Source organism: Halomonas sp. M20, assembly GCF_020622265.1.
In the GTDB taxonomy this organism is placed as follows: domain Bacteria; phylum Pseudomonadota; class Gammaproteobacteria; order Pseudomonadales; family Halomonadaceae; genus Modicisalibacter.
This window is the reverse complement of the sequence record NZ_JACNMQ010000005.1, coordinates 88,517-111,372: the sequence shown is the minus strand read 5'-3', so window position 1 is coordinate 111,372 and position 22,856 is coordinate 88,517. Positions and strand designations below refer to the sequence as shown.

Below are 22,856 nucleotides of genomic sequence, written 5' to 3'. Positions count from 1 at the left end.
CGTTTTATTCCACGGCCAGTTGATCGACTTTCTGGAAGCCTCGCGGTAACTTGCTGCCGCGCCGCCCCCGTTCCCCGGCATAATAGACAAGATCATTCGGCTTCAATGTCAGCTTGCGCTTGCCCGCATGAATCACCAGAGACGCCCCTTCCGGCAATACCACCAGATCACGCACGAATTCCTCTCGTCGCGCAGCTCGGGCACCGGGAATATCGATCATCTTGCTGCCCTTTCCCTTGCTCATCTCGGATAGCTGATCGAGTCCGAACAGCAGCATGCGCCCCTCGTTGGAAACCAGCGCAACACGCGCTCCCTCACTCTCCGGCAACCGTTGTGGGGAAAGCACGTTACAGCCTTTGGGCGGCGACAGAGCCGCCTTGCCAGCCTTGTTCTTGCCGGTCAGATCCTCGAGTTTGACGACGAACCCATAGCCACCGTCCGAGGCCAGTAGATAGCGGCTCTCGGGAGGTGCCAGCATCAAACCGACCATACGCGCACCGGCACCGGGATTGACGCGGCCAGTGATCGGCTCGCCCTGGCTGCGAGCGCTGGGCAGATTGTGCGCGGCCAGCGTATAGGCGCGGCCGCTGTCGTCGAGCAACACCAGGGGCTGATTGGTCTTGCCCCGGGCCGCCAGCTGAAAACGGTCGCCGGCCTTGAAGCCCAGCCCTGCCGGGTCGATCTCGTGACCCTTGGCACTACGAATCCAACCTTTTTCCGAGAGTACGACGGTAATGGGGTCGGCGCCCATTAATTCGACCTCGGACAGCGCCCGGGCTTCTTCACGCTCGACGATCGGCGAACGGCGAGCATCGCCGTGTTCCTTGCCTGCTTCCCGCAGCTCCTGTTCGATGAGATCGGTCAGAGCGTTGTCGTCGCCAAGCAGTTTCTTGAGACGCTTACGCTCCGCCTTGAGCTCATCCTGCTCGCCGCGGATCTTCATCTCCTCGAGCTTGGCCAAATGGCGCAGACGCAGCTCGAGGATGGCTTCCGCTTGACGATCCGATAGATCGAAGGCGGCAATCAGCGCGGACTTGGGTTCGTCCTCCTCGCGAATGATGCGGATCACTTCGTCAAGATTGAGGTACGCCGCCAGCAAGCCTTCGAGGATGTGCAGGCGATCCTCGACCTTGCCCAGGCGGTGTTCGAGGCGACGACGCACCGTGGCACGCCGGTAACGCAGCCACTCCCCAAGCATGTCGGCCAGCGGCATCACCCGTGGGCGCCCATCGAGGCCGATGATATTGAGATTGACGCGAACGCTCTTCTCGAGATCCGTGGTGGCGAACAGGTGCGCCATCAGACCCTCGATATCAATACGATTGGAGCGCGGCTCGATCACCAGTCGCGTGGGATTTTCATGTGTCGACTCGTCACGCAGATCGGCGACCATGGGCAGCTTCTTGGCCTGCATCTGGGCGGCGATCTGCTCCAATACCTTGGAGCCACTGACCTGATAGGGCACCGCGGTGACGATCACATTGCCGTCTTCCAGGCTGTAGCGGGCCCGCAATTTGACCGAACCGCGCCCCCCGGTATAGAGCTTGGCCAGATCCTCCCGAGAAGAGATGATCTCCGCCTCGGTGGGAAAGTCCGGCGCCGGCACGTACTTGAGCAGATCACCGACGCTGGCTTCGGGATTGCGCAGCAGATGACAGGTCGCCTCCACCACTTCGCTCACGTTGTGGGGGGGAATGTCCGTGGCCATGCCCACGGCAATGCCGGTGGCGCCGTTGAGCAGCACATGGGGCAGCCGCGCCGGCAGTACCGCCGGCTCGTTCATGGTGCCGTCGAAATTGGGCATCCAATCCACGGTGCCCTGGCCTAGTTCGGCCAGCAGCACCTCGGAGAACTTCGACAGTCGCGCCTCGGTGTAGCGCATCGCAGCGAAGGACTTGGGGTTGTCCGGGCTGCCCCAGTTGCCCTGGCCATCCACCAGCGGATAACGGTAACTGAAGGACTGAGCCATCAGCACCATGGCTTCGTAGCAGGCGCTATCCCCGTGGGGATGGAACTTGCCTAGCACGTCGCCCACGGTGCGCGCCGACTTCTTGTACTTGGCATTAGCGTTCAAGGACAGTTCGCGCATGGCGTAGATGATGCGTCGCTGCACTGGCTTCATGCCGTCGCCGATATGCGGCAAGGCACGATCGAGAATCACGTACATCGAGTAGTCGAGGTACGCCTTCTCGGTGTATTCGCGAAGCGAGAGACGCTCGACGTCGCCCTCTTCTACATGAACATCTATGGTCATTGGTTCACCTTAGGAAAGTGGCTGCACTCGCCTACTTTCAGCTTGGCGGTAATTCTTTTAGTCGCAGAGCCGCTTCGAGCGAAGGCCAGGGTAGGCAGCCGCTGCGCGACAACGCGGAGTTTACTGGTGTAAATGAGCATTTGGCGCGCAGCGGCTAACACCGCCTGGCCGAGCGCAGAAAGGCTCATCCACTCATACCTCTATGTCGGCCAGATTGCCGTAATCTTCGAGCCAGTTCTTGCGATCCGACGCTCGCTTCTTGGCCAGCAGCATATCCAGCATTTCGCCGGTGCCGTCCCCCTCTTCCCGGGTCAGTTGCACCAGCCGCCGAGTATCCACCGCCATGGTGGTTTCGCGAAGCTGCAGCGGGCTCATCTCGCCGAGTCCCTTGAAGCGCTGCACGTTGGGGGTGCCGCGTTTGCCCTCCAGCTGCTTGAGCACCGCAGACTTCTCGCTTTCATCCAGAGCATAGAAGACCTCCTTGCCCAGATCGATGCGATACAACGGCGGCATGGCGACGAATACGTGACCCGCATCCACCAGCGCCGGAAAATGACGCATGAACAATGCGCACAGCAGCGTCGCGATATGCAAGCCGTCGGAGTCCGCATCCGCGAGAATACAGATCTTGTGATAGCGCAACTTGGATAGATCGTCGCTGACCGGGTCGATGCCGATGGCCACGGCGATGTCGTGGACTTCCTGGGAGCCGTAGATGTCGTGAGACTCGACTTCCCAGGTATTGAGAATCTTGCCCCGCAGCGGCAGGATCGCCTGGGTTTCCCGAGCTCTTGCCTGCTTGGCGCTGCCACCAGCAGAGTCGCCCTCGACCAGAAACAACTCGCTTGCTGCAGGGTCCTGGCCCGAGCAATCCGCCAGCTTGCCGGGTAATGCAGGCCCGGAAGTGATCTTCTTGCGCGCCACCTTCTTGGCACTTTTCTGGCGCCGCTGGGCTGCGCTGATCACCAACTCGGCCAGGGCCTCGGCCTGATCGACATGATGATTGAGCCATAGCGAGAAGGCGTCCTTGACCACACCGGAGACGAACCCAGCCACGACTCGGGATGAGAGCCGCTCTTTGGTCTGCCCAGCGAACTGCGGATCGAGCATCTTCACCGAGAGCACGTAGGAGACCCGCTCCCAGAGATCTTCCGCGGAGAGCTTGACGCCGCGAGGCAGCAGGCTGCGGTAATCGCAGAATTCCCGCAGCGCTTCGAGCAACCCGGAGCGCAGACCGTTGACGTGAGTGCCGCCCAGGGGCGTGGGAATCAGGTTGACGTAGCTTTCCAGCACTGGCTCGCCGCCTTCCGGCAGCCACTGAATCGCCCAGTCCACCGCCTGCTCCTCGTCGGCAAAATGGCCGATGAAGGGCGATGCCGGCAGCACTTCAAATCCATCCGTGGCCTGGGCCAGATAATCCCGCAGGCCGTCTTCGTACTGCCAGACATTCTCGGCACCGTCGGTCTCGACGAGCACCACCTTGAGCCCCGGGCACAGCACCGCCTTGGCCCGCAAGAGATGTTTCAGCCGTGGCAGCGAGAGCTTGGGCGAGTCGAAGTAGCCAACCTCGGGCCAGAAGCGCACCAGGGTACCGGTGGCACGTTTGGGGCAACTCCCGATGACCGAAAGCTCCTCGACCTTTTCACCCTTTTCGAAAGCAATGGCATGTCGCTCACCTGACCGGCAAACCTCTACTTCTAGGCGCTGGGACAGCGCATTGACTACGGAAACGCCGACCCCGTGCAGACCGCCGGAAAACCGATAGCTCGATTGAGAGAACTTGCCTCCGGCGTGCAGCTTGGTCAGGATCAGCTCGACCCCGGATACGCCATGCTCCGGATGCATATCGATGGGCATGCCGCGCCCGTCGTCGGCGACCTCGATGCCGCCATCCTCGAGCAAGCGCAGGCGAATCTCGCTGGCATACCCGGCGAGGGCTTCATCGACGCTATTATCGACGACTTCCTGAACCAGATGATTGGGGCGGGTGGTATCGGTATACATGCCCGGGCGCTTGCGAACCGGGTCGAGTCCGGAGAGAACTTCAATCGATGTCGCGCTGTATTGCGTCATGCGTTATCCAGAGTGCTGTCGACGTTGACTAGGGTTATCGGCAAGGATGCCTCAATATTGATATCAGGATTCAGATATATGCCTCATGAATAGGGTGTCAAGCAGTGCCCGCCCTGGGCCAGTATCGCCGGCAGGTGTTTCTCAATACGGCTGAAGCCGTGATCGCCACCGGGCTCGATGAGAGTACGGCAGCCCGTATAAGCCTTGAAGGCATCGCGGCAATCCAGGGTTTCATCGGCGGTTCCCAGCAGCAGCAGATAGCGTCCCGGGTCCAACCTTGGCGGCACAAGCCTTGCCAGCTCTTCGCCATGAGCGGCATCCACCGTGAAACGCTCTCCGGTATAATCGTTGACGAACTCCGTACCCAGCAGCTCATCGATCAAATGCGCCGGTCGCACCGCCGGATTGAGCAGTACCGCGGCAAGATCGAAACGCTCCGCCAGGCAAGAGGCCAGAAAACCGCCCATGGAACTGCCCACCACCAAGGTGTTCGAACCCAGCGCTTCCAGCGCCGCCTGAGCGGCTTCGAATGCGGCTTGTGGGCGCTGAGGCAGCTGCGGCGTACTGCAGGGAAGCGCCTTTCCCTGATGAACGATCCGTTTGCAGGCAGCCCGCATCAACTGCGCCTTGGGCGATTCGCTACCGCTGTTGAAGCCGTGCAGATAAAGCACGGCATCCACCGGAGGCCTCGTTTCCTGGCCGTTCAGCATACCGCAAAACCTGTACGAATAGACAGTATCAAATAGTATCTTCCGTACGCCATACCGCTTCGATCAAGCCTCGGCTGGAGGCATCCAGGGCTTCAAGCCCCTCATGGGAAGCCAGTATCTGTTCCGTCTGAGTCGCGATCTTCTTGCCTAACTCCACCCCCCACTGGTCGAATGGGTTGATGTCCCAGATAGTCGCCTGCACGAACACCTTGTGCTCATAAAGCGCTACCAGCGCTCCAAGGGTAGTCGGCGTGAGACGCTCGAGCAGCAACGTAGTAGAGGGCTGGTTGCCCTGATAACGCTTGTGGCTGGGGCGCGGGCCGTCATCGTCGATGGCGTCGTCCCCCAGCATCAAAAGGCGTGACTGGGCGAAGCAGTTGGCCAGAGTCAGGCGGTGCTGGGCCTTCAAATGCTGACGGGTCGCCTCGTCCTCGACCTGGTCGTAGCGACGCATCGGCGCGATGAAATCGCACTCCACCGCCTGGGTGCCCTGGTGGAGCAACTGATAGAACGCATGCTGAGCGTTGGGCCCCAACTGCCCCCAGAGTACCGGGCAGGTGGAGTAGTGGACCTTTTCGCCGTCGTTGGTCACGGACTTGCCATTGGATTCCATCTCGAGCTGCTCGAGGTAGCTTGCGAAAAACTCCAGGCGACCGTCGTAAGGCAGGATCGAATGAGCGCGAATGTCCAGGAAGTTGACGTTCCAGATACCCGCCAGGGCCAACAGTACCGGTAAATTATCGGAAAGTTCGGCGCTGGCGAAATGGCGATCCATGGCATGGGCACCGCCCAGTAAGGCGCGAAAATTATCCATACCGACGGTCAGGGCGATGGGCAGACCGATAGCGCCCCACAGGGAATAGCGCCCACCGACCCACTCCCAGAACTCTAGCTGGTTGGCTTCGCTGATGCCCCATTCGCACATCTTTTCAGGACTGGCGGAGACGCCGATGAAGTGCTGGCGCATCACCAGCGCCTTGTCGTTATCGTTGTGCCCCAGATGCCCCAGCAGCCAATCCCGGGCGGTACGCGCATTGGAGAGCGTATCGATAGTGGTGAAGGACTTCGACGAGAGCACGAACAGGGTGGTTTCGGGACTGAGTCGGTCCAGATAATCCGCCAGCTGGGAGCCGTCCATGGTGGAAGCGAAATGCACCGCCACAGGATGCACATCGCGAAGCTGATAATCGGCCAAGGCATGAGTGACCATCAAGGGCCCCAGATCCGAGCCGCCGACCCCCAGGTTGACCACGTCGGTAATCGCCTTGCCGGTAGCGCCCCGCCATTGACCGGACAGGAACTTATCGACCATGGCCTCCATATGATCAAGCGTCTTGTGCACCGCGGGAACTACATCCTCTCCTTCTACCTCGAGCCGCGCATCCGCCGGCAGACGCAGAGCCGTGTGCAGCGCCGGACGATCCTCCGAATGATTGACCCGCTCGCCGGCAAGTAAACGCTTGATTGCCTCGGGCACTTCGGCGGCACGGGCTAGCTCCAGCAACTTATCCAGGGTCTCGGTGCGCCAGCGCTGCTTGGAAAGATCCAGCATCAACCCCGCTGCCTGCCGCGAGAAATCACTGTGACGGCCTTGCGACTCGTTGAACAAATCCTTGAGATGAGTCTCACGCATGGCGTCGGCGTGCTCTTTAAGCGCCTGCCAGGCAGTTTGACGATCGATCGGGGTTCTTGAAGTCATCAAGCATCTCTCCTTGAAAGCAAAGTCGAAGGCTGTCTTTTATCGCATCGGTCACGATGTTCGCGAGTGCAACATTACCAAACCCCACGTAAAATAGTGGCACTGCATGCTGCCTATCATTCAATAGATTGCGATTTTCCATGAGTTTTGCATCTTACCGTGACGCGGTGTTTACCACACCCCTAGACCGGGTTGCATCGTTTTCCTTCGATGAACAGGTCGTGGCCTGCTTTCCCGACATGATCCGCCGCTCCGTACCCGGCTACGGGCAAATCCTCGGCATGCTCGGCATTATCGCCGAGCGTCATTTGCGCCAGGGCGGCCACGTCTACGATCTGGGTTGCTCTTTGGGTGCCGTCGGTCTGGCATTGGCAGGACGCCTACCGCCGGAGGCCTTCACTCTCACCGGTGTCGATCTCTCACCGGCCATGGTCGAGCGCGCCCGCACTACATTGGGTGAAGAGTGCCCTGAACATCGTATCGAGATTCTCGAAGGTGACATTCGCCAACTCGATTACCGGCCCGCGGCGATGATCGTGCTCAATTTCACCCTGCAATTCCTGCCGCCGGCGGATCGCGATGCGGTGATCGGCAAGCTGTTCAATGCACTCGAACCCGGCGGCGTACTGGTACTATCGGAGAAGATCATCGCCGCAGACGAGCAGGAAAACGCCTGGCTGGTGGAGCGCTATCACGATTTCAAGCGCGCCAATGGCTACAGCGATCTGGAAATCAGTCAGAAGCGCACCGCACTTGAGAACGTACTGGTGCCGGACACCCTGGATACCCACCGCGCCCGCTTGTCTCGTGCCAGTTTCACACGGGTGAGCACCTGGTTTCAGTATCTGAATTTTGCCTCGATGATTGCATTCAAGGAGTGAGCCCATGCCGGAGCTGAATGCTGCCGAGCGCGCGCTTTATCATGCCTTCATCGAACAGGGTTTGACGAGTTGGCTTGCCCGCTTGCCCAAGCAGCTGGCCCGGGGGCTTGATCGCAAGCGCCATGGCGACCTGCCTGCCTGGGAAAAAGCGGTAGCCAAATTGCCACCATTACCAGAAGCGCGAACCGTGCATCTCGACCGGGACTGGGTGAGCGTTGAGGTCGCCTTGACCGATGCGGACCGGCGTCGCTGCGAGAACCTGCTGCGTAAACTGATGCCTTGGCGCAAGGGGCCTTTCTCGCTGGGCGGCATCGAGATCGACACGGAGTGGCGTTCTGACTGGAAATGGCAGCGAGTCGCACCGCATCTTTGCCCATTGGAAGGACGTAGGATTCTCGACGTGGGCGGCGGCAGCGGCTATCACGCCTGGCGCATGGCCGGCAAAGGCGCCGCCTTCGTGCTGGTGATCGATCCTTCGCCGCGCTTTTATTATCAGTTTCAGGCGGTGCGCCATTTCATCGGTGATACGGACGACAACCGCACGCATTTTCTGCCGGTGGGCATCGAGGACGTGCCTGAAAAGCTCGAATTCTTCGATACGGTATTCTCCATGGGCATTCTCTACCATCGCCCCTCGCCCCTGGAGCATCTGCTGCAGCTTAAAGGTGCGCTTTGCCCCGGCGGCGAACTGGTGCTGGAGACCCTGGTGGTGGAAGGCGATGCAAGCACCGTATTCATGCCCGGCGAGCGCTACGCCGCCATGCCCAACGTCTATTTCCTGCCCTCCTCCGCCGCGCTTTCCCATTGGCTACAGCGCTGCGGCTTTACGGATATCCGCGTGGTGGACGAGGCCGTGACCACTCTTGACGAGCAGCGCTCCACCGACTGGATGACCTTTCAGTCATTGAAGGATTTTCTCGATCCAGAGGACTCTTCGCGCACCATTGAGGGCCATCCGGCCCCGCGGCGGGCGGTGATTGTGGCGCGTAAGGGGTAAAAGCTTCATCCAACAGGCACCGCACTACTCAGCAGACACATAATAACAAGCGATCATTATCAGAAAATGAATGCACGGAATGTCAGAGACCAGCAGCGCTATACCGTCATGCCCAGACATGACTTAACCATAATGCAGGGCGGCGATGAGCGGGCACGACACTTTGCCTTGATGCGCATGACATTCAGTGACCAGCTTACTCAAGACGTCCTCGATTCGGTTCAGGTCAGCCAGCCTGGCGCGCACGTCGTCCAGTCGCTGCGTAGCTAGTTCCGCCGCCTCGCTGCAATGAGTGCCATCCTCCAGCGTCAGTAGCTGCCCGATCTCGTTCAGGCTAAACCCCAGCCACTGCGCCGCCTTCACGAACTTCACCCGCGCCACGGCGGCGTTGCCGTAGCGGCGGATGCCCCCAGGGGGCCGCTCCGGCGTCGGCAACAACCCCTTGTGTTGATAGAAGCGAATCGTCTCGACGTTGACGTCGGCCGCTTTGGCGAAGGTACCGATGGTCAGGTTTTCCAGCGCTCCGTTCATGATGCTTGACTCCGTAGTTGACTACGGAAGTAAGGTTAAGTCATTAGGTGAATATTCGGAAGGAAAGCCTCATGCAAAAATCCAAGAACGGTCGTGGCGCTCTGGCCACTGGCGGGATAGCGGCCACCCTCGCTTCAACATGCTGCCTCGGCCCCCTCGTGTTGGTTGCTCTGGGATTTTCGGGGGCTTGGATCGGTAACCTCACGGTGCTGGAACCCTATCGTCCGTTGTTCATCGGCGCTTCGCTCGTTGCCTTGTTTTTCGCCTGGCGTCGAATCTACCGGCCTATCACTGAGTGCAAGCCCGGAGAGGTTTGCGTGTTGCCGCGGGCTTGCACGACGTACAAGCTGATTTTCTGGGTTGTCGCTGCCCTGGTGCTGATCGCGCTGCTGTTTCCCTATGTCTTGCCCCTGTTCTATTGAGAGGAGATCGCCATGAAAAAACTTGCTGTTTTTATTGTACTTTCCGCGACGCTCGCCACGCCAGCGTGGGCCGCCGCCAAAACGGTCACCCTGGCGGTGCCTGGTATGACTTGCGCGGCGTGCCCCATTACGGTCAAAGCCGCACTCAACAAGGTGGACGGCGCTTCACAAGTCTACGTGGGCTATTCGGATCGTGAGGCCGTTGTCACCTTCGACGACAACCGGACTTCGGTGGAGGCATTGACGGACGCCAACGCAGGATACCCATCAACCCTGACATCCTCGGAAACGGATCGAGAGTGACCATGAAGAATCCGAAGACCCTGCTGCGCGTGAGCGTGATCGGCACCATTCTGGTGGCGCTGTGCTGCTTCACGCCGATCCTGGTGATTCTGCTTGGCACCGTGGGCCTGGTGGCACTGACCGGCTATCTCGATTATGTGCTACTTCCTGCTCTGGCCTTTTTCATTGGCCTGACCCTCTATGCGCTATGGCGCAAGAAACAACACGACGCCTGCTGTAACAACGACTCACCCCCTTCAAGGCCCCCCCTCATGAGCGATGAAATGAACTTACACATCGCCGTGGTCGGTAGCGGTGGCGCAGCCATGGCTGCAGCGCTGAAAGCGGCCGAGCGCGGCGCCCGCGTCACCCTGGTCGAGCGCAGCACCATCGGTGGCACCTGCGTGAATATCGGCTGTGTGCCCTCGAAGATCCTGATTCGCGCTGCGCATATCGCTCATCTGCGTAAGGAAAGCCCCTTCGACGACGGAGTGAGCGCCCAGACGCCGGTGGTCGATCGGGCGGCGCTGCTTGCACAACAGCAGGGCCGTGTCGCAGAACTGCGTGATGCCAAGTATGAGCGAATTCTGCGCGACCACCCCGCCGTCACGGTGCTGCACGGAGCGGCCCGATTCATTGATGCTCATCAGCTAGCGGTCACGCTGAATGAAGGTGGCGAACAGATCATTCGCTTCGATCGCGCTTTTATCGGCACCGGCGCCCGCCCGGCCGAGCCCCCGGTACTCGGATTGGCTGACACACCATATCTGACCTCCACCAGCGCCCTGGCACTGGAGTCTATCCCCGAACGGCTGATAGTCATCGGCGCGGGGGTTGTCGCCCTGGAGCTGGCCCAGGCGTTCGCCCGGTTGGGCAGCCGGGTCACAGTACTGGCTCGGAGCCGGATGCTTTCCAGCGAAGACCCGGAAATTGGTGACGCCGTGGAGGCGGCGTTTTGCCGCGAGGGTGTAGAGGTACTCAAACAGACTCAGGCAAGTCGCGTGGACTACCTCAGCCAGGAATTTGTGCTGGAGACTAACACCGAGACATTGCGAGCGGACCAACTGCTAGTGGCAACCGGACGGGCACCGAATACCGAGGCCTTGAATCTGGAGGACATCGGGGTGGAAACCGCGCGTGGCGCGATCCTGGTGGATCAGCATCTGCAGACCACGGTACCAGACATCTATGCCGCCGGTGACTGTACCGATCAGCCAGAGTATGTCTATGTCGCCGCTGCCGGGGGCAGCCGAGCCGCCGTTAACATGACGGGGGGCGAAGCCACACTGGACCTTAGTGCCATGCCAGACGTGATGTTTACCGACCCTCAGGTGGCCTCCGTCGGCTTGACGGAAACCGAGGCACTTGAGCTGGGCTTCAACGTGGAATCCCGCGTACTTGCTCTGGAGAACGTACCGCGTGCGCTCGTTAATTTCGACACCGAAGGTTTTATTAAGATAGTAGCCGAACGCGATTCAGGACGATTGCTGGGTGTTCAAGTGGTTGCGGGAGAGGCCGGAGAGTTGATTCAGACCGCCGTAATGGCGCTGCGGTCACGTATGACGGTGCAAGAGATCGGCGACGAGCTGTTCCCTTACCTGACCATGGTAGAAGGCCTCAAGCTCTGCGCCCAGACTTTTACTAAGGACGTGAAACAGCTGTCTTGTTGCGCGGGATAGCCAAAAGGAGGAAATGAAGGAGATCTACGCTACGTCGAAGCACTCGGCCACGGTCGGTAGAAGTGTCCCGGAAGCTATTAGCGAACGCAAAATAACGTCTTGGCGTATCAAGAAGACGGCAAGCGCCGGAATAGATTCAGCAACACCGGTAGCAGTAGCACCAGCAGTATAAGCCGCAGCAGATGATGGGAGGTCACGAAAGCCGGGTCGATATTCAGCGAGAGCGCGATCAGGCTCAGCTCCGGGGCGCCCCCGGGCATGTAGGCCAGCAAGGCTGCCGCCTGAAAATACCCGGTAAGCAGATGCCCGACCCAGGCGGCGGCCAGGGCAATCACCAGCAGCGCAAGCGCCTGTAGGACGGCCATCAACAGGTTATGGCCTATGGTAAGCAGCGGAACACCGCCAAAGCGCGTTCCCACGGATACGCCAATGATGATCTGAGCCAAAGCCACGATCAGAGGCGGCATGGCTGCATCGGTAATACCGGTCATATGCAGAGCGCCGGAGAGTATCACCGGCCCGAACAGCAAGGGGTTGGGCAAGTGCAGCCAGCGCCCCAGCCACATCCCCAGCATGCCGGCGACGGTCAGCAGCACCGCATCATCAAGGGCCGGTATGGATCGCCACTGGCTCAAATCCACGCTGCTGTTAGACTGGAGATCGACATGGCCGATCAAGTTCAGCACTGGCGGAATAGCCACCAGTAGCACCAGGATGCGCACCGCATGGGTCACGCCCACGGCACGCAGATCCGCTTGTGTTTCCGCTGCCATGAGAGTGATCGCTGAGACGCCGCCAGGTACTCCAGCGTACATCGCCGTCTCCATGGAGTACCCGGCCACACGACGGCCAAACCATACTGAAAACGCCATCATCGACGCAGTCGCTGCCAGCATGATGGCAAAGCTTGCACTCCAGCGAGCAATATCGCCGCTCATGTCCGGAGTGAACGCAGACCCCAGCATGACACCGATGACCACCAGCACCGCCTTGCGCGATCCGCCCGGCGAACGCAGCTGCGCTCCCGCCAGGCTGCATACCGTGGTCGCGATCAGCGCGCCCAGCAGCCAGGGCAGCGGCAGGTGGAGCCAATAGGCCAGAGCGCCGCCCAGGCCACCAATGGATAGGGTGGGCAGCAATCGCCCTGTCGCTAGCAGATATGTTGTGATACTGCCGATCAAGCCTTGTCCGCCGATTTGCCAGCCAGCAACTTGGGCAATAGCCAAGGCAGCGTCAGCAGCAGCGCCGCGGCGATCCATAAACCTAGCGAAATACCCGACTGCCACAGGATGCCAAGATCGCCGCCGCTGATCGACAGCGCCCGACGCAGATTATCCTCCATCAGCCCGCCCAGCACATAGCCAAGGATCACCGGTGCCAACGAGAAGCCGAGCTTGCGCAGCAAATAGCCGAATATGCCGATGATCAGCATCAGGTAAATCGCGGTCAGGTCAGAATGCAACTGATAGACCCCGACGAAGGCCAGAATGGCAATACCCGGCACCAGCACCCAGCGCGGAATGGTCAATACTCTGGCGAACACGCCAGCGAGGGGCAGATTGAGCGCCAGTAACACTATATTGCCGATATACAGCGAGGCGATCAGGCCCCCGGCTACTTCCGGGCGTTCGGTGAACATCATCGGCCCTGGCGTGATGTTGTAGAGCATCAAGGCGCCCAGCAGCACCGCGGTGGTACCGGAGCCGGGAATTCCGAGGGTCAGCATGGGCACGAATGAGCCGGCTGCAGCGGCATTATTGGCTGCTTCCGGCGCCGCAAGCCCACGCATATCGCCGGTACCGAAGGTATTGTCCTTGTCGCTCAAGCGCTTTTCCGTGGTGTAGGCGACAGCCCCCGCCACAGAGGCGCCGGTACCCGGCAGAACGCCCACGATGAAGCCGATCAACGCCGAGCGCAGCATGGCCCACTTGCAGGATAGAAGCTCCTTCACACTGACCATTACACGCCCAAGCGGCGGCATGCCGTCATCCGCATCGGATCGATTGGCATGCTCCAGCATCAACAGTATCTCGCTGATGGCGAACAGGCCGATGATCATCACCACGAAATCGATGCCATCATAAAGCTCCGCCATGCCGAAGGTGTAACGCAGCACGCCGGTGCCGGAATCCACGCCAACCATGGCGACCATCACGCCAAGTACGGCGCCGATGGCGGTCTTGATCGGGTCTTTTCCCATCATCACCGACATGGAGGCGAAGGCGAACACCATCAGGGCAAAGAATTCCGCCGGGCCGAACATGACCGCCACTTCCGCCAGTAGCGGCGCGAACAGGGTTAGACCGATGATGGCGATGGTCGCGCCGACGAAAGAGCTGACCGCGGACAGCCCCAGAGCCGGACCGGCCAGGCCCTTCTTGGCCAGCGGATGGCCATCCAGGGTGGTCATGACGGCGCCGGCATCGCCAGGCACGTTGAGCAGAATGCTCGACATGCGCCCGCCGTACTCCGCGCCGGTATAAACCCCGGCTAGCAGGATCAGCGCCGACTCTGCGGGTAATCCCAAGGTGTAGGCCAAGGGCATGAGAATGGCGATGCCGTTGATCGGGCCAATGCCCGGCAAGGCGCCGAACAGAGTTCCCAGCAAGGCGCCGAGAAACGCCAGCCCTAGATTGAGCGGAGTCAGGGCGACACCGAAGCCATCAATCAGAAAATCGAACATAGGAACTCCTTCCATAACTTGGCGGCTAGGATAGGCTTTTGCCGAAGGCAAGCCTTCGGCGCCTATCATCACGAAGCGTTTGTTGATGAACTCTTAGCCAAATACAGGCATCCAGTAACCCCAGGGCAAAACGATATCGAGCCCTTGGGTAAACAGCAGATAGCTTCCCGCCGTCATCAGTACAGCGGCAAGCAGCGCCTTGAGCCAAGGGGCGTCGAACAGCCGGGCCAGAGCCAGCACGGTGAAACACGTCGTGATCAAGAACCCCAGTCGGGTAAACAGCAGCGCATAGATCAGCAGTACCGCGAGCACCGCCAGCAACTTGAGCGAAAGCGTCTTATTCGGCCAGCTTCCGCTCTGCCCTGGGCGCAGCACCAGCACCAGGGACAACGCAGCCAACAGGATCGAAAGCCCCAACGGAAACGCCTTGGGACCGACGGGCTCGTAGCTGAAAGGAATCTGCAGCTTCAAGGCAAAGATGGCGGCAAATGCCGCCAGACCGATCAAGACAATTCCCAGGACACGGTCGGCGGCAAGCCTCATTGGGTCAGACCCACTTCTTCGGCAAGCTGCTTGAACTGGGCAACCTGATCCTTGACGTAGCCATCGAAGTCATCCCCGAAACGCGCCATGGGGAACAATCCGCGCGCTTCACGCAGTTCGGCGAACTTCTCCTTCTCGGAGAGCGTCTTGAGCTTATCGACCCAAGCCTGATACGCCTCGTCGCTCACGTCCGGCCCCATGTAGTAACCGCGCCAGATCGGCCACTGCACGTCATAGCCCTGCTCCGCGGCGGTAGGAATATCCGTGTAGGGCCCATCCAGACGCTCCTCGGAAAGCGCTGCCAGCACCCGCACCTTGCCGCTTTCGAGCTGAGAGCTCAGCTCCGAGAGATCGCCGGTGAATACCTGGATGTGGTTGCCAAGCAGTGCCGCCAGGGATTCACCGCCACCCTCGAAGGCCACGTAACGCAGATCCCGGGGAGAAATATCCGCCGCCTTGGCGGTCAGTGCTGCCTTCATCCAGTCCTGGCTACCCACGGTGCCGCCGGCGCCGAAGACGATGTCACCGGGTTTTGTCTGCAGGTCCTGCATGAGTTCTTCGAGGTTCTGCCAGGGCGCGTCCGCCTTGACGACGATGGCGCCGTAGTCCGCGCCCAGGGCCCCCAGCCAGCGCACTTCATCCGCGTCGTACTGGCCGAACTTGCCCAAGGCCAGATTGACCGCCGCGCCGGTACTGGCGGCGACGATCAGGTTGGGATCGTCGTTACGCACGCCGTTGACGTGATTATAGGCCACGGCGCCGATGCCGCCGGGCATGTAGCTGACCATCATCGGCTTGTCGATCAGATCGGTTTCCTGCAGGCCGTTGGCCGCAAGGCGGCAGGTCAGATCGTAACCGCCACCGGGTTTGGCCGGGGCGATACATTCGGTAGCCCCGGATTGCGCCTGAGCGGTACCCGTCAGCAGTACTCCTCCCAGAGTGAGTAGCGCGGGCCAGTAGCATAGAGCCTTGTTGAATTTCATGGCGAACTCCTGTCTCTTTGTTGTGTAAAGTCATCGATACCCATGACAGCATCGATGCTATAAGTCGAACCTGTCATCAACCTGTCATCCTTGCGTTTTCTGTATGAGACTTTGGTTCAATGCGCCTTCTCGTCGTCGAAGATGATCCCTTGATCGCCCACTCCCTGACCGCTGCTCTCGGTCCGCTGGGAAACAACGTCGAGACGTTTGCGCTCCTGTCTCAGGCCAGGGCGGCGCTTGCCCATAGCCATTTCGATCTGATCCTTCTGGACCTGGGCCTGCCGGACGGCAACGGCCTGGCGCTGCTGGCTGAACTCCGCGATCGCAATGACACTACACCGGTGCTGATTCTTACTGCGCGGAATGGGATCGACGAACGGGTCAAAGGACTCGATCTGGGCGCAGATGATTATCTTGCTAAACCCTTCTCCCTGGCGGAGCTAGAGGCTCGTACCCGCGCCCTGCTACGACGCAGCCAGCAGCGTACGGACAACCGCCTGATATTCGGGCCACTTTGCTTCGATCCCGCAACGGGCATTGCCACGCTGCATGGGCAAGCACTGGCCTTGCCGCGCCGCGAACTAGGACTGCTGGAAAGTCTTCTGCTGCATGCAGGAAGGATCGCGCCGCGGGAAATCCTGGTCGATCGCCTGTTCGGCTTCGGTGAAGTGGGCCCCAATGCCCTCGAGGTGTATGTCAGCCGACTGAGAAAGCGTCTGGCAGACAGCGGACTGCGCATCCGAACGTTGCGTGGGCTGGGCTATCGTCTTGAAGAAGAACCCGTGTGATAACCATCCATGGCACGCTCAAATTTCGTCTTGCCCTATGGCTGCTGGTGACCGTGAGTGGCCTGGGGATATTTCTGCTAATCGAAGCCTACACCAGCGCTCACCGGGCAGCGGATCGCGCTTTTGATAGTCAGCTGGAGGCCGCTGGGCTGACCATCGCGGAAGCTATTCAGTGGCAGGACGGCCAGCCAGTCGTGGAAATACCCGCCGCCGCCTTCCAGATCCTGGCGACGAATCAGCAAGAGCGCGTCTTTTACGCGGTAATCGATGCGACGGGCCAGGAAGTGACGGGCAATCTGAAAAGTAGCGTGCGGCCGACCTGGCGCCGGGAGGCGAAGCAGCACCCGGTCTGGTTGAGTATCCCCTATGATGACGTCGCCATTCGCCTGCACGGGCGAGAACTCGACTCCGCCGGCTGGGAGTCCCAGGAGCCGGTTCAGATATGGGTCGGTCACACCCTATCCGGACGCCAGGCCCTTGCCAACCAACTCTTCGAGCGCTCCCTTACCCGGTTTCTCCTCATGGTACTGCTGGCGAGCCTGCTCATGATGCTGGCCATCAAAACAGCGCTCCGGCCGATACGTCGTCTACGCCACCTATTGCGTCGTCGAGAAGCGGATGACATAAGCCCACTAAACGCTCAGGTGCCCGCGGAACTGTATGACCTGGCGGAAACTCTCAATTCCCTGTTTGCCCGCCAGCGGGAAGGTCGCGACGCCCTGTTGCGCTTGACCGCAGACGCTAGCCATCAGCTCAAGACGCCCCTGGCAGGTCTGCAAAACACCAGCGAACTCGCCCTGCAAAGTGACAATCCCGAACAGTGGTATCAGGCACTGCAAAGGGTTCACGAGAGTGCGGCTAGAACCAGTCGCCTAGCCAACCAGTTGTTGAGTCTTGCCCGGCTCCGACATGCCTCGGCACAAATGCTCGAACGTCTCGATCTCAAGACGACCCTGCGCGATTGCGTCATGGAATGGGCGGAGCGGGATATCGCCCAGCATCACGATCTGGGCCTGGCGCCGCTGCCGGCATCACCGGTCACGATCAAGGCAGAACCCTGGGCTATCAGAGAAATGATCGGGAATCTCATCGACAACGCCTTGCGGCATACGCCCCAGGGCAGTGAAATCACCCTGGGGCTTGAATGTGGTATCGACGAAGTGACGCTATTTATCGAGGATAACGGCCCAGGCGTGAGCGAGGCCATGCTCGACCGGCTGCATCATCCTTTCGAGCGGGCGGGCAGGCAGGATACTCTCGGCTCCGGGCTGGGGCTTGCCATCGTCGATTCCATCGTGAGGCGCCATGAAGGGAGTTTGCGTGTGCAACGATCATCGACGTCGGGACTGTACGTGGGTATCCATTTACCTCTCACCTACCCCTCACCAACTTGAACGAGAAATGACATGATCCGCTCTCGGGCGTGGCACGCGCTATTCATCTGCTGGGGCCTGCTTCTGCCTTCCACTGTGCTAGCGCAGACGCAAACGCGTCTGGTGATAGAAGCCGCTCTTGACCGCCAGGTCGTGGCCCCCTTGCTGGAAGCCTTTACCCAGGCTCATCCGGATATCGAACTGGATTACCGGGACCGTTCGACTATTGAAGTCGATCGACAGGCACAGCGAGCGCCGGCGCCGGATGTCGTCATAAGCTCCGCCATGCCCTGGCAAATGGCCCGGGTCAACGACGGACTAGCCCAGCCTCTCGAGAGCAAGCAGGCGCGTAATTGGCCAGCCTGGGCCAAGTGGCGTGACGAAGTCTTCGGTTTCACCTTCGAGCCCATCGTCACCGTCTATCGGCTGGAGCTGGCTCGGCACATGCTGCCGCCCACTACGCACGCCGCCTTATACAGACTACTGATGACACAGAAGAAACGGCTGCACGGCCGCGTCACTACCTACTCCCCCACCCGCAGCGGCGTCGGCTACACCCTGTTTCAACAGGATGCACGCTATTCACCGCGTTTTTGGGATATGGTTGCTGCCATGGGCAGCGCCGATGTCGAGCTTGAAGACAGCACGCAGGATATGCTCGAAGGGCTCAGCGAGGGAAAATACTGGATAGGCTACAACCTGCTGGGCTCCTACGCGATGCGCTGGGCGCAAACCCATCCCGAACTGATCGTTCAAGTACCCCAGGATTATGCCTTGGTCATGATGCGCATGGCCTTCATCCATCGCGATGCCTCGCATCCGGCAGCGGCCAAGGCGTTTCTCAACTTCCTTCTCGGGTCCGAAGGTCAACGTATCCTTGCCGGTCGCACACCGCTTTTCAGCATTCTTGCCGATGTGGTGGGGCCCTATACGGCGCAGCGTCTCCGCGATCAGGTGGGGGAGCGGCTTTATCCCATTCCTCTCGATGCTTCGCTATTGGCGTTCGTCGACGCTCAAAGACGCGATGCTTTCATAGCGCGCTGGAATCGTGAAATCAGGATTCTGGATCCGTGAACCAATCGTACTGTCTATCTTGGCCGACCGAACACCTGGGTCCAGTAGGGCGAATAGGTCGCCTCCGATGCGTCTAGCCTGCTCATGCCCATTTCGGTGAACGTTTTGTTCATGATATTGGCGCAATGGCCTGCACTCGCGAGCCAGCCTTCGAGAACCGCGTCGCCGGACTGCTGACCCGCCGCAATGTTTTCCCCGACCATCCGCCAGGTATAGCCTTCAATTGTCACTCGCTGGCCCACCCGGTCGCCGTCCAGGTCCACGTGGCTGAAGAAATTGGTTTCCGCCATGTTGCTCGAGTGAGCGTTGGCCGCCGCTTCGAGTTTGCAGCTCCAGGACAGTGGCTTGACCGCCTCGAAGCGTTTATCGCCGCAGCGGCGGGCCTGGCTGCGGGCGTCGTTGACCCGCGCAAGCCATGCCCTTTGCATGTCGCTGGGCTTGCACTGTGTTGCTTGCTTCGCCGGGATCTTCGAATCCCTAGCAGATTCCTGTTCGGCGTTGGCCTGAAGCACGGTGATATCGCTCAACAATGCACTCGCGATGAGACAACACGGAAAACGGCGGTTCATGACGCCATCTCAGCGATCTTGCCACTCATCGTCTGGCTCCTCAGAATCGCCTTGCTCTCCCTCCTCCTCGCCACCTGTTCTACGGGCCTGCTCTTCCAAGGCAGCGTCTATTTCTCGCATTACTCCTGCCAGGTCGGCGCTCTTTTCGCTGCGCTTGAAGGTACCGGTCAAGGGCGCCTCAGGGCTTAAGTTGCCCAATTGGAACAGGGACCAGATCTCGCCGGCATAATCGATGGATAGCAGCTCCGGGGCAAAACTCCCGAAATAGCGCGCCATGTTATCCACGTCCCGGGTCAGCATGCGTTCGGCGTTGTTGTTGGCGGCGGCGTCGACGGCCTGGGGCAGGTCGATGATGATCGGACCTTCCGGGGCCAGCAGCACGTTGTATTCCGATAGATCGCCGTGGATTAGACCGGCGCTGAGCATCTTGACGATTTCCCGCATCATCACCTGGTGATAATCCCGGGCCTCGGCGGCGGTGAGTTCGACGTCGTTGAGCCGTGGTGCGACATCACCGTCGCCATCGAGAATCAAGTCCATGATCAGCACGCCATCCACGAAGCCATGGGGCTTGGGTACGCGCACATCCGCGGCCGCCAGCCGGTACAGGGCATCGACTTCGGCGTTCTGCCAGGCCTCTTCCTGTTCCCGGCGGCCAAAGCGGGTGCGTTTTTGCATGGCCCGAGCCTGGCGGCTGTTACGCACCTTGCGCCCTTCCTGATACTCGGCCTGATTGTGAAAGCTGCGCTTGCTGGCTTCCTTATACACCTTGGCGCAGCGCAACTGATCCTGAGCCTTGACCACATATACCGCGGCTTCCTTGCCGCTCATCAAGGGTCTGAGCACTTCGTCGATGAAACCGTCATCGAGCAGCGGTTGTAAGCGTTTCGGGGTTTTCATTCGGTTTTAGCTGCATCCTGGCAAGTCGTAGGGTCATAGCATACCGCCTTGCGCCCCCACACCAAAAGGCCCGCCAAGGCGGGCCAGAAGCAGTGATGATCGTAAAGATCAAGCAGCGTTCAGCGAGCGAGACGGGCCAAAGTGCTCATAATGACGATGCTCAGGAGCGATATTCAAGGCGTCCAGGGCTTGATTCACGGCGGTCATGAAGCCTTGAGGCCCGACAAAGTAACACTCCACCTCGCCTTGGGGCAGGTAGCGGGCAATCAACTCGCGGTTGATGCGACCGATACGCGCCAGCTTATCGTCCTCGGCCCCTCGCTCGTAGAGAGTGACGCTGATCAGCTGTTGCGGATAGTTGTCTTCAAGCGACTTCAGTTCGTCGGCGAAGGCGTGCTGATCACGCTCCTGAGCGGCATGCATGTAGATCACCTGGCGCCCCTGCTCCAGGGCACGACGTGCCAGCGGTAACATCGGTGTCTGGCCTACGCCGCCGCTGAGCAGCATCACCGGGGACTGGCTTTCGTCGAGTATCAGCTCGCCGGCGGGCGGCAGTAATTCCAGGGTATCGCCGACCTGCAAGGTGTCGTGAAAATGGCGGCTCGCCTGGCCCTGTAGCTCGCGCTTGATGGAAAGCCGATAGGTCTTGCCGTTGGGAAAGCCGGACAGGCTGTAATGGCGATAGACCGGCTCGCCGTCGATTGTCAGACGCACGCCGATGAATTGCCCCGGCTGATAATCCGCTACCGCACCGCCATCCTCCGGGGCCAGCACGAAGGAGGTGATGACCGCGCTTTCCGGTGTTTTCTCAGCGATGCGGAAGGTACGCTTGCCGCGCCAGCCGCCCTCACGCTTGGCAAATTCATGATAACGGTGATCCTCCAATTCAATCAGGAGTCCCGCCAGTTCATTGTAGAGCGCCGTCCAGGCGTCGGCGATTTCCGGCGTTACCGCTTCGCCCAGTACCTCGGCCACCGCCGCCAGCAGGCATTCGCCGACGATGGGATATTGATCGGGCTGGATATCCAGCGAGACGTGCTTTTCCACTACCGTGGCCAGGGTCTGCTTGGCCTTCTCCGGCTCCTTGCGCAGTTGCACATAGGCAAGCACGGCCCCGGCCAACACCCGGGGCTGTCCACCATCCGCCTGGTGGGCCTGGTTAAACAGCGGCTTCACCTCGGGATAGCGCTCGAACATCAGCGGGTAGAAACGCTGGGTGATGGTTTCCAGATGTTCCGCCACCAGCGGCGCAGTGGCTTCGATCAACTGTTCTTGGTCGTGAGTTAACATGAGAATCCTCAGGGTTACTTGCATTTAATGATGCTTTTTATATGCTTCTTATTATACCCGGGACATGCTCGAAACTGTCTACCCGACATTATGTCGCAGATCATTTACCTGCTAACAACAAATTCGTGCTTTCGGGGGGGTTAGCAATTCTGCAGTACAGCATGATACCTGCATTCTGGAGACGCTCTCATGATCAATATCCAGTTGTTTCGTTATCATCCCGAGATCGATGCTGAACCCTACATGGAAAGCATCGAGATCGAGGACAAATATCGTCAGGGCATGGTGCTGGATGTCCTGGAACATCTGAAGCAGCAAGAGTCCGGTATTACCTATCGACGATCCTGTCGCGAAGGGGTGTGCGGCTCGGACGGCATGAACATCAACGGCAAGAATGGGCTAGCCTGTATCACATCGGTCGCGGACGCTCTCGACGGCGGCAATACCTTGATTCTGCGTCCTTTGTCGGGAATGCCGATCATCCGCGACCTGGTGGTGGATCAGACCCAGTTCTTCCGCCAGTTTGAGAAGATCCGCCCTTATCTCATCAACAACGACACACCCCCGGCCATCGAGCGGCTACAGAGCCCCGCCGACCGGGAGAAACTCGATGGCCTCTACGAGTGCATCCTGTGCGCCTGCTGCAGTTCGGCCTGCCCTTCCTGGTGGTGGAATCCAGACAAGTATATCGGCCCGGCGGGTCTCATTCAGGCGTATCGTTTTCTGATCGATAGCCGTGACACCGCCACCGTGGAGCGCCTGTCGCACCTGGAAGACCCCTTCAGCGTCTTTCGTTGCCGTGAGATCGGCAACTGTACCTGGGTCTGCCCCAAGGGACTCAACCCGATGAAGGCGATCGGCCATATCAAGATCATGTTGCTCAAACACGGTATTTGAGTCCGTCAACGTCTACGCCCTATTGCATTTGGCACTGGCAAAAAACGAAGGAACAGCTAAGATTCATTGTAAATACATCTTAAAGCATGAGAATGGACAACCACTGCCGATCATAGAGAGTCGGTCTGCCTCGGCCTGGAATATGGATAGCCGAGGTATTGTCGTCCCATCCTGGTGTCGCTACCAATAGCGAGCACCTTCACCCTGAACGGGAGGCGATCATGTCCA

21 protein-coding genes are annotated in these 22,856 nt (G+C 59.8%); 9 read left to right on the top strand and 12 right to left on the bottom strand.

Annotated elements, in window-relative coordinates; translation table 11 throughout:
- Nucleotides 1-4: 4 nt before the first annotated feature.
- From parC to pgi, 4 genes are all read right to left on the bottom strand, one after another.
- Nucleotides 5-2,254 carry a DNA topoisomerase IV subunit A gene (gene parC / locus H7850_RS13660; RefSeq protein ID WP_227370144.1) on the bottom strand — a complete coding sequence of 750 codons (2,250 nt, stop codon included), beginning with the start codon at nucleotides 2,252-2,254 and terminating at the stop codon, nucleotides 5-7.
- Nucleotides 2,255-2,446: 192 nt separating this feature from the next.
- Nucleotides 2,447-4,327: a DNA topoisomerase IV subunit B gene (parE, locus tag H7850_RS13655; protein ID WP_227370143.1), complete on the bottom strand. Its 1,881-nt coding sequence runs from the start codon at nucleotides 4,325-4,327 to the stop codon at nucleotides 2,447-2,449.
- Nucleotides 4,328-4,410: 83 nt separating this feature from the next.
- A complete protein-coding gene (locus tag H7850_RS13650; RefSeq protein WP_227370142.1) occupies nucleotides 4,411-5,037 on the bottom strand; it encodes a YqiA/YcfP family alpha/beta fold hydrolase in 627 nt (208 codons plus the stop codon).
- A gap of 28 nt (nucleotides 5,038-5,065) precedes the next feature.
- Nucleotides 5,066-6,736 (bottom strand): glucose-6-phosphate isomerase, encoded by a 1,671-nt coding sequence (gene pgi / locus H7850_RS13645; RefSeq protein ID WP_227370141.1) that lies wholly within the window; start codon nucleotides 6,734-6,736, stop codon nucleotides 5,066-5,068.
- A gap of 140 nt (nucleotides 6,737-6,876) precedes the next feature.
- On the opposite strand from pgi, the gene cmoA reads away from it, so the two are divergent.
- Together cmoA and cmoB are read left to right on the top strand one after the other, a co-directional pair.
- Nucleotides 6,877-7,617 carry a carboxy-S-adenosyl-L-methionine synthase CmoA gene (gene cmoA, locus H7850_RS13640; protein ID WP_227370140.1) on the top strand — a complete coding sequence of 247 codons (741 nt, stop codon included), beginning with the start codon at nucleotides 6,877-6,879 and terminating at the stop codon, nucleotides 7,615-7,617.
- A 4-nt stretch (nucleotides 7,618-7,621) separates the two neighbouring features.
- Nucleotides 7,622-8,614, top strand: coding sequence for a tRNA 5-methoxyuridine(34)/uridine 5-oxyacetic acid(34) synthase CmoB (gene cmoB, locus H7850_RS13635; protein ID WP_227370139.1), 993 nt, complete (start codon nucleotides 7,622-7,624; stop codon nucleotides 8,612-8,614).
- Between the two features lie 123 nt (nucleotides 8,615-8,737).
- On the opposite strand, the gene merR is transcribed toward cmoB, so the two are convergent.
- The gene (merR, locus tag H7850_RS13630; protein ID WP_227370138.1) at nucleotides 8,738-9,145 is read right to left on the bottom strand and encodes an Hg(II)-responsive transcriptional regulator; all 408 of its coding nucleotides are present in this window, start codon (nucleotides 9,143-9,145) and stop codon (nucleotides 8,738-8,740) included.
- Nucleotides 9,146-9,216: 71 nt separating this feature from the next.
- Here merR and merT point away from each other — a divergent pair, with 71 nt between their 5' ends.
- From merT to merA, 3 genes are read left to right on the top strand one after another with little or no spacing between them, the layout of a single operon-like run.
- Entirely contained in the window at nucleotides 9,217-9,567 is a 351-nt protein-coding gene (gene merT / locus H7850_RS13625; RefSeq protein WP_227370137.1) for a mercuric ion transporter MerT, read from the top strand.
- 12 nt (nucleotides 9,568-9,579) lie between these two features.
- Nucleotides 9,580-9,870, top strand: a complete 291-nt coding sequence (merP, locus tag H7850_RS13620; protein WP_227370136.1) for a mercury resistance system periplasmic binding protein MerP — start codon at nucleotides 9,580-9,582, stop codon at nucleotides 9,868-9,870.
- Between the two features lie 2 nt (nucleotides 9,871-9,872).
- Nucleotides 9,873-11,528: a mercury(II) reductase gene (merA, locus tag H7850_RS13615; RefSeq protein ID WP_227370135.1), complete on the top strand. Its 1,656-nt coding sequence runs from the start codon at nucleotides 9,873-9,875 to the stop codon at nucleotides 11,526-11,528.
- A gap of 107 nt (nucleotides 11,529-11,635) precedes the next feature.
- Here merA and H7850_RS13610 read toward each other — a convergent pair whose 3' ends face one another.
- The 4 genes from H7850_RS13610 to H7850_RS13595 form a co-directional block, all read right to left on the bottom strand.
- Nucleotides 11,636-12,709 carry an AbrB family transcriptional regulator gene (locus tag H7850_RS13610; protein WP_227370134.1) on the bottom strand — a complete coding sequence of 358 codons (1,074 nt, stop codon included), beginning with the start codon at nucleotides 12,707-12,709 and terminating at the stop codon, nucleotides 11,636-11,638.
- On the bottom strand, nucleotides 12,706-14,211 hold the full coding sequence (locus H7850_RS13605) for a tripartite tricarboxylate transporter permease (RefSeq protein WP_227370133.1): 1,506 nt from the start codon (nucleotides 14,209-14,211) through the stop codon (nucleotides 12,706-12,708). The genes H7850_RS13610 and H7850_RS13605 overlap by 4 nt, the downstream gene beginning before the upstream one ends.
- A gap of 93 nt (nucleotides 14,212-14,304) precedes the next feature.
- Nucleotides 14,305-14,754: a tripartite tricarboxylate transporter TctB family protein gene (locus H7850_RS13600; RefSeq protein WP_227370132.1), complete on the bottom strand. Its 450-nt coding sequence runs from the start codon at nucleotides 14,752-14,754 to the stop codon at nucleotides 14,305-14,307.
- Nucleotides 14,751-15,737: a Bug family tripartite tricarboxylate transporter substrate binding protein gene (locus H7850_RS13595; protein WP_227370131.1), complete on the bottom strand. Its 987-nt coding sequence runs from the start codon at nucleotides 15,735-15,737 to the stop codon at nucleotides 14,751-14,753. The genes H7850_RS13600 and H7850_RS13595 overlap by 4 nt, the downstream gene beginning before the upstream one ends.
- Nucleotides 15,738-15,856: 119 nt before the next feature.
- Here H7850_RS13595 and H7850_RS13590 point away from each other — a divergent pair, with 119 nt between their 5' ends.
- Genes H7850_RS13590 through H7850_RS13580 form a run of 3 tightly spaced genes read left to right on the top strand, consistent with a single transcriptional unit; the run spans nucleotide 15,857 to nucleotide 18,972 of the window.
- Nucleotides 15,857-16,525 (top strand): response regulator, encoded by a 669-nt coding sequence (locus H7850_RS13590; RefSeq protein WP_227370130.1) that lies wholly within the window; start codon nucleotides 15,857-15,859, stop codon nucleotides 16,523-16,525.
- Nucleotides 16,522-17,919 carry a sensor histidine kinase gene (locus H7850_RS13585; protein ID WP_227370129.1) on the top strand — a complete coding sequence of 466 codons (1,398 nt, stop codon included), beginning with the start codon at nucleotides 16,522-16,524 and terminating at the stop codon, nucleotides 17,917-17,919. The genes H7850_RS13590 and H7850_RS13585 overlap by 4 nt, the downstream gene beginning before the upstream one ends.
- Before the next feature lie 12 nt (nucleotides 17,920-17,931).
- Entirely contained in the window at nucleotides 17,932-18,972 is a 1,041-nt protein-coding gene (locus tag H7850_RS13580) for an ABC transporter substrate-binding protein (protein ID WP_227370128.1), read from the top strand.
- Between the two features lie 14 nt (nucleotides 18,973-18,986).
- Here H7850_RS13580 and H7850_RS13575 read toward each other — a convergent pair whose 3' ends face one another.
- The 3 genes from H7850_RS13575 to hmpA all read right to left on the bottom strand — a co-directional run bounded on the left by H7850_RS13575 (nucleotide 18,987) and on the right by hmpA (nucleotide 21,731).
- Nucleotides 18,987-19,499, bottom strand: coding sequence for a CAP domain-containing protein (locus H7850_RS13575; protein WP_227370127.1), 513 nt, complete (start codon nucleotides 19,497-19,499; stop codon nucleotides 18,987-18,989).
- A gap of 51 nt (nucleotides 19,500-19,550) precedes the next feature.
- Nucleotides 19,551-20,441: a PA4780 family RIO1-like protein kinase gene (locus tag H7850_RS13570; RefSeq protein WP_227370126.1), complete on the bottom strand. Its 891-nt coding sequence runs from the start codon at nucleotides 20,439-20,441 to the stop codon at nucleotides 19,551-19,553.
- Between the two features lie 108 nt (nucleotides 20,442-20,549).
- Nucleotides 20,550-21,731: an NO-inducible flavohemoprotein gene (gene hmpA, locus H7850_RS13565; RefSeq protein WP_227370125.1), complete on the bottom strand. Its 1,182-nt coding sequence runs from the start codon at nucleotides 21,729-21,731 to the stop codon at nucleotides 20,550-20,552.
- Between the two features lie 189 nt (nucleotides 21,732-21,920).
- On the opposite strand from hmpA, the gene H7850_RS13560 reads away from it, so the two are divergent.
- Nucleotides 21,921-22,628 carry a succinate dehydrogenase iron-sulfur subunit gene (locus H7850_RS13560; protein WP_227370124.1) on the top strand — a complete coding sequence of 236 codons (708 nt, stop codon included), beginning with the start codon at nucleotides 21,921-21,923 and terminating at the stop codon, nucleotides 22,626-22,628.
- Nucleotides 22,629-22,856 lie beyond the last annotated feature (228 nt).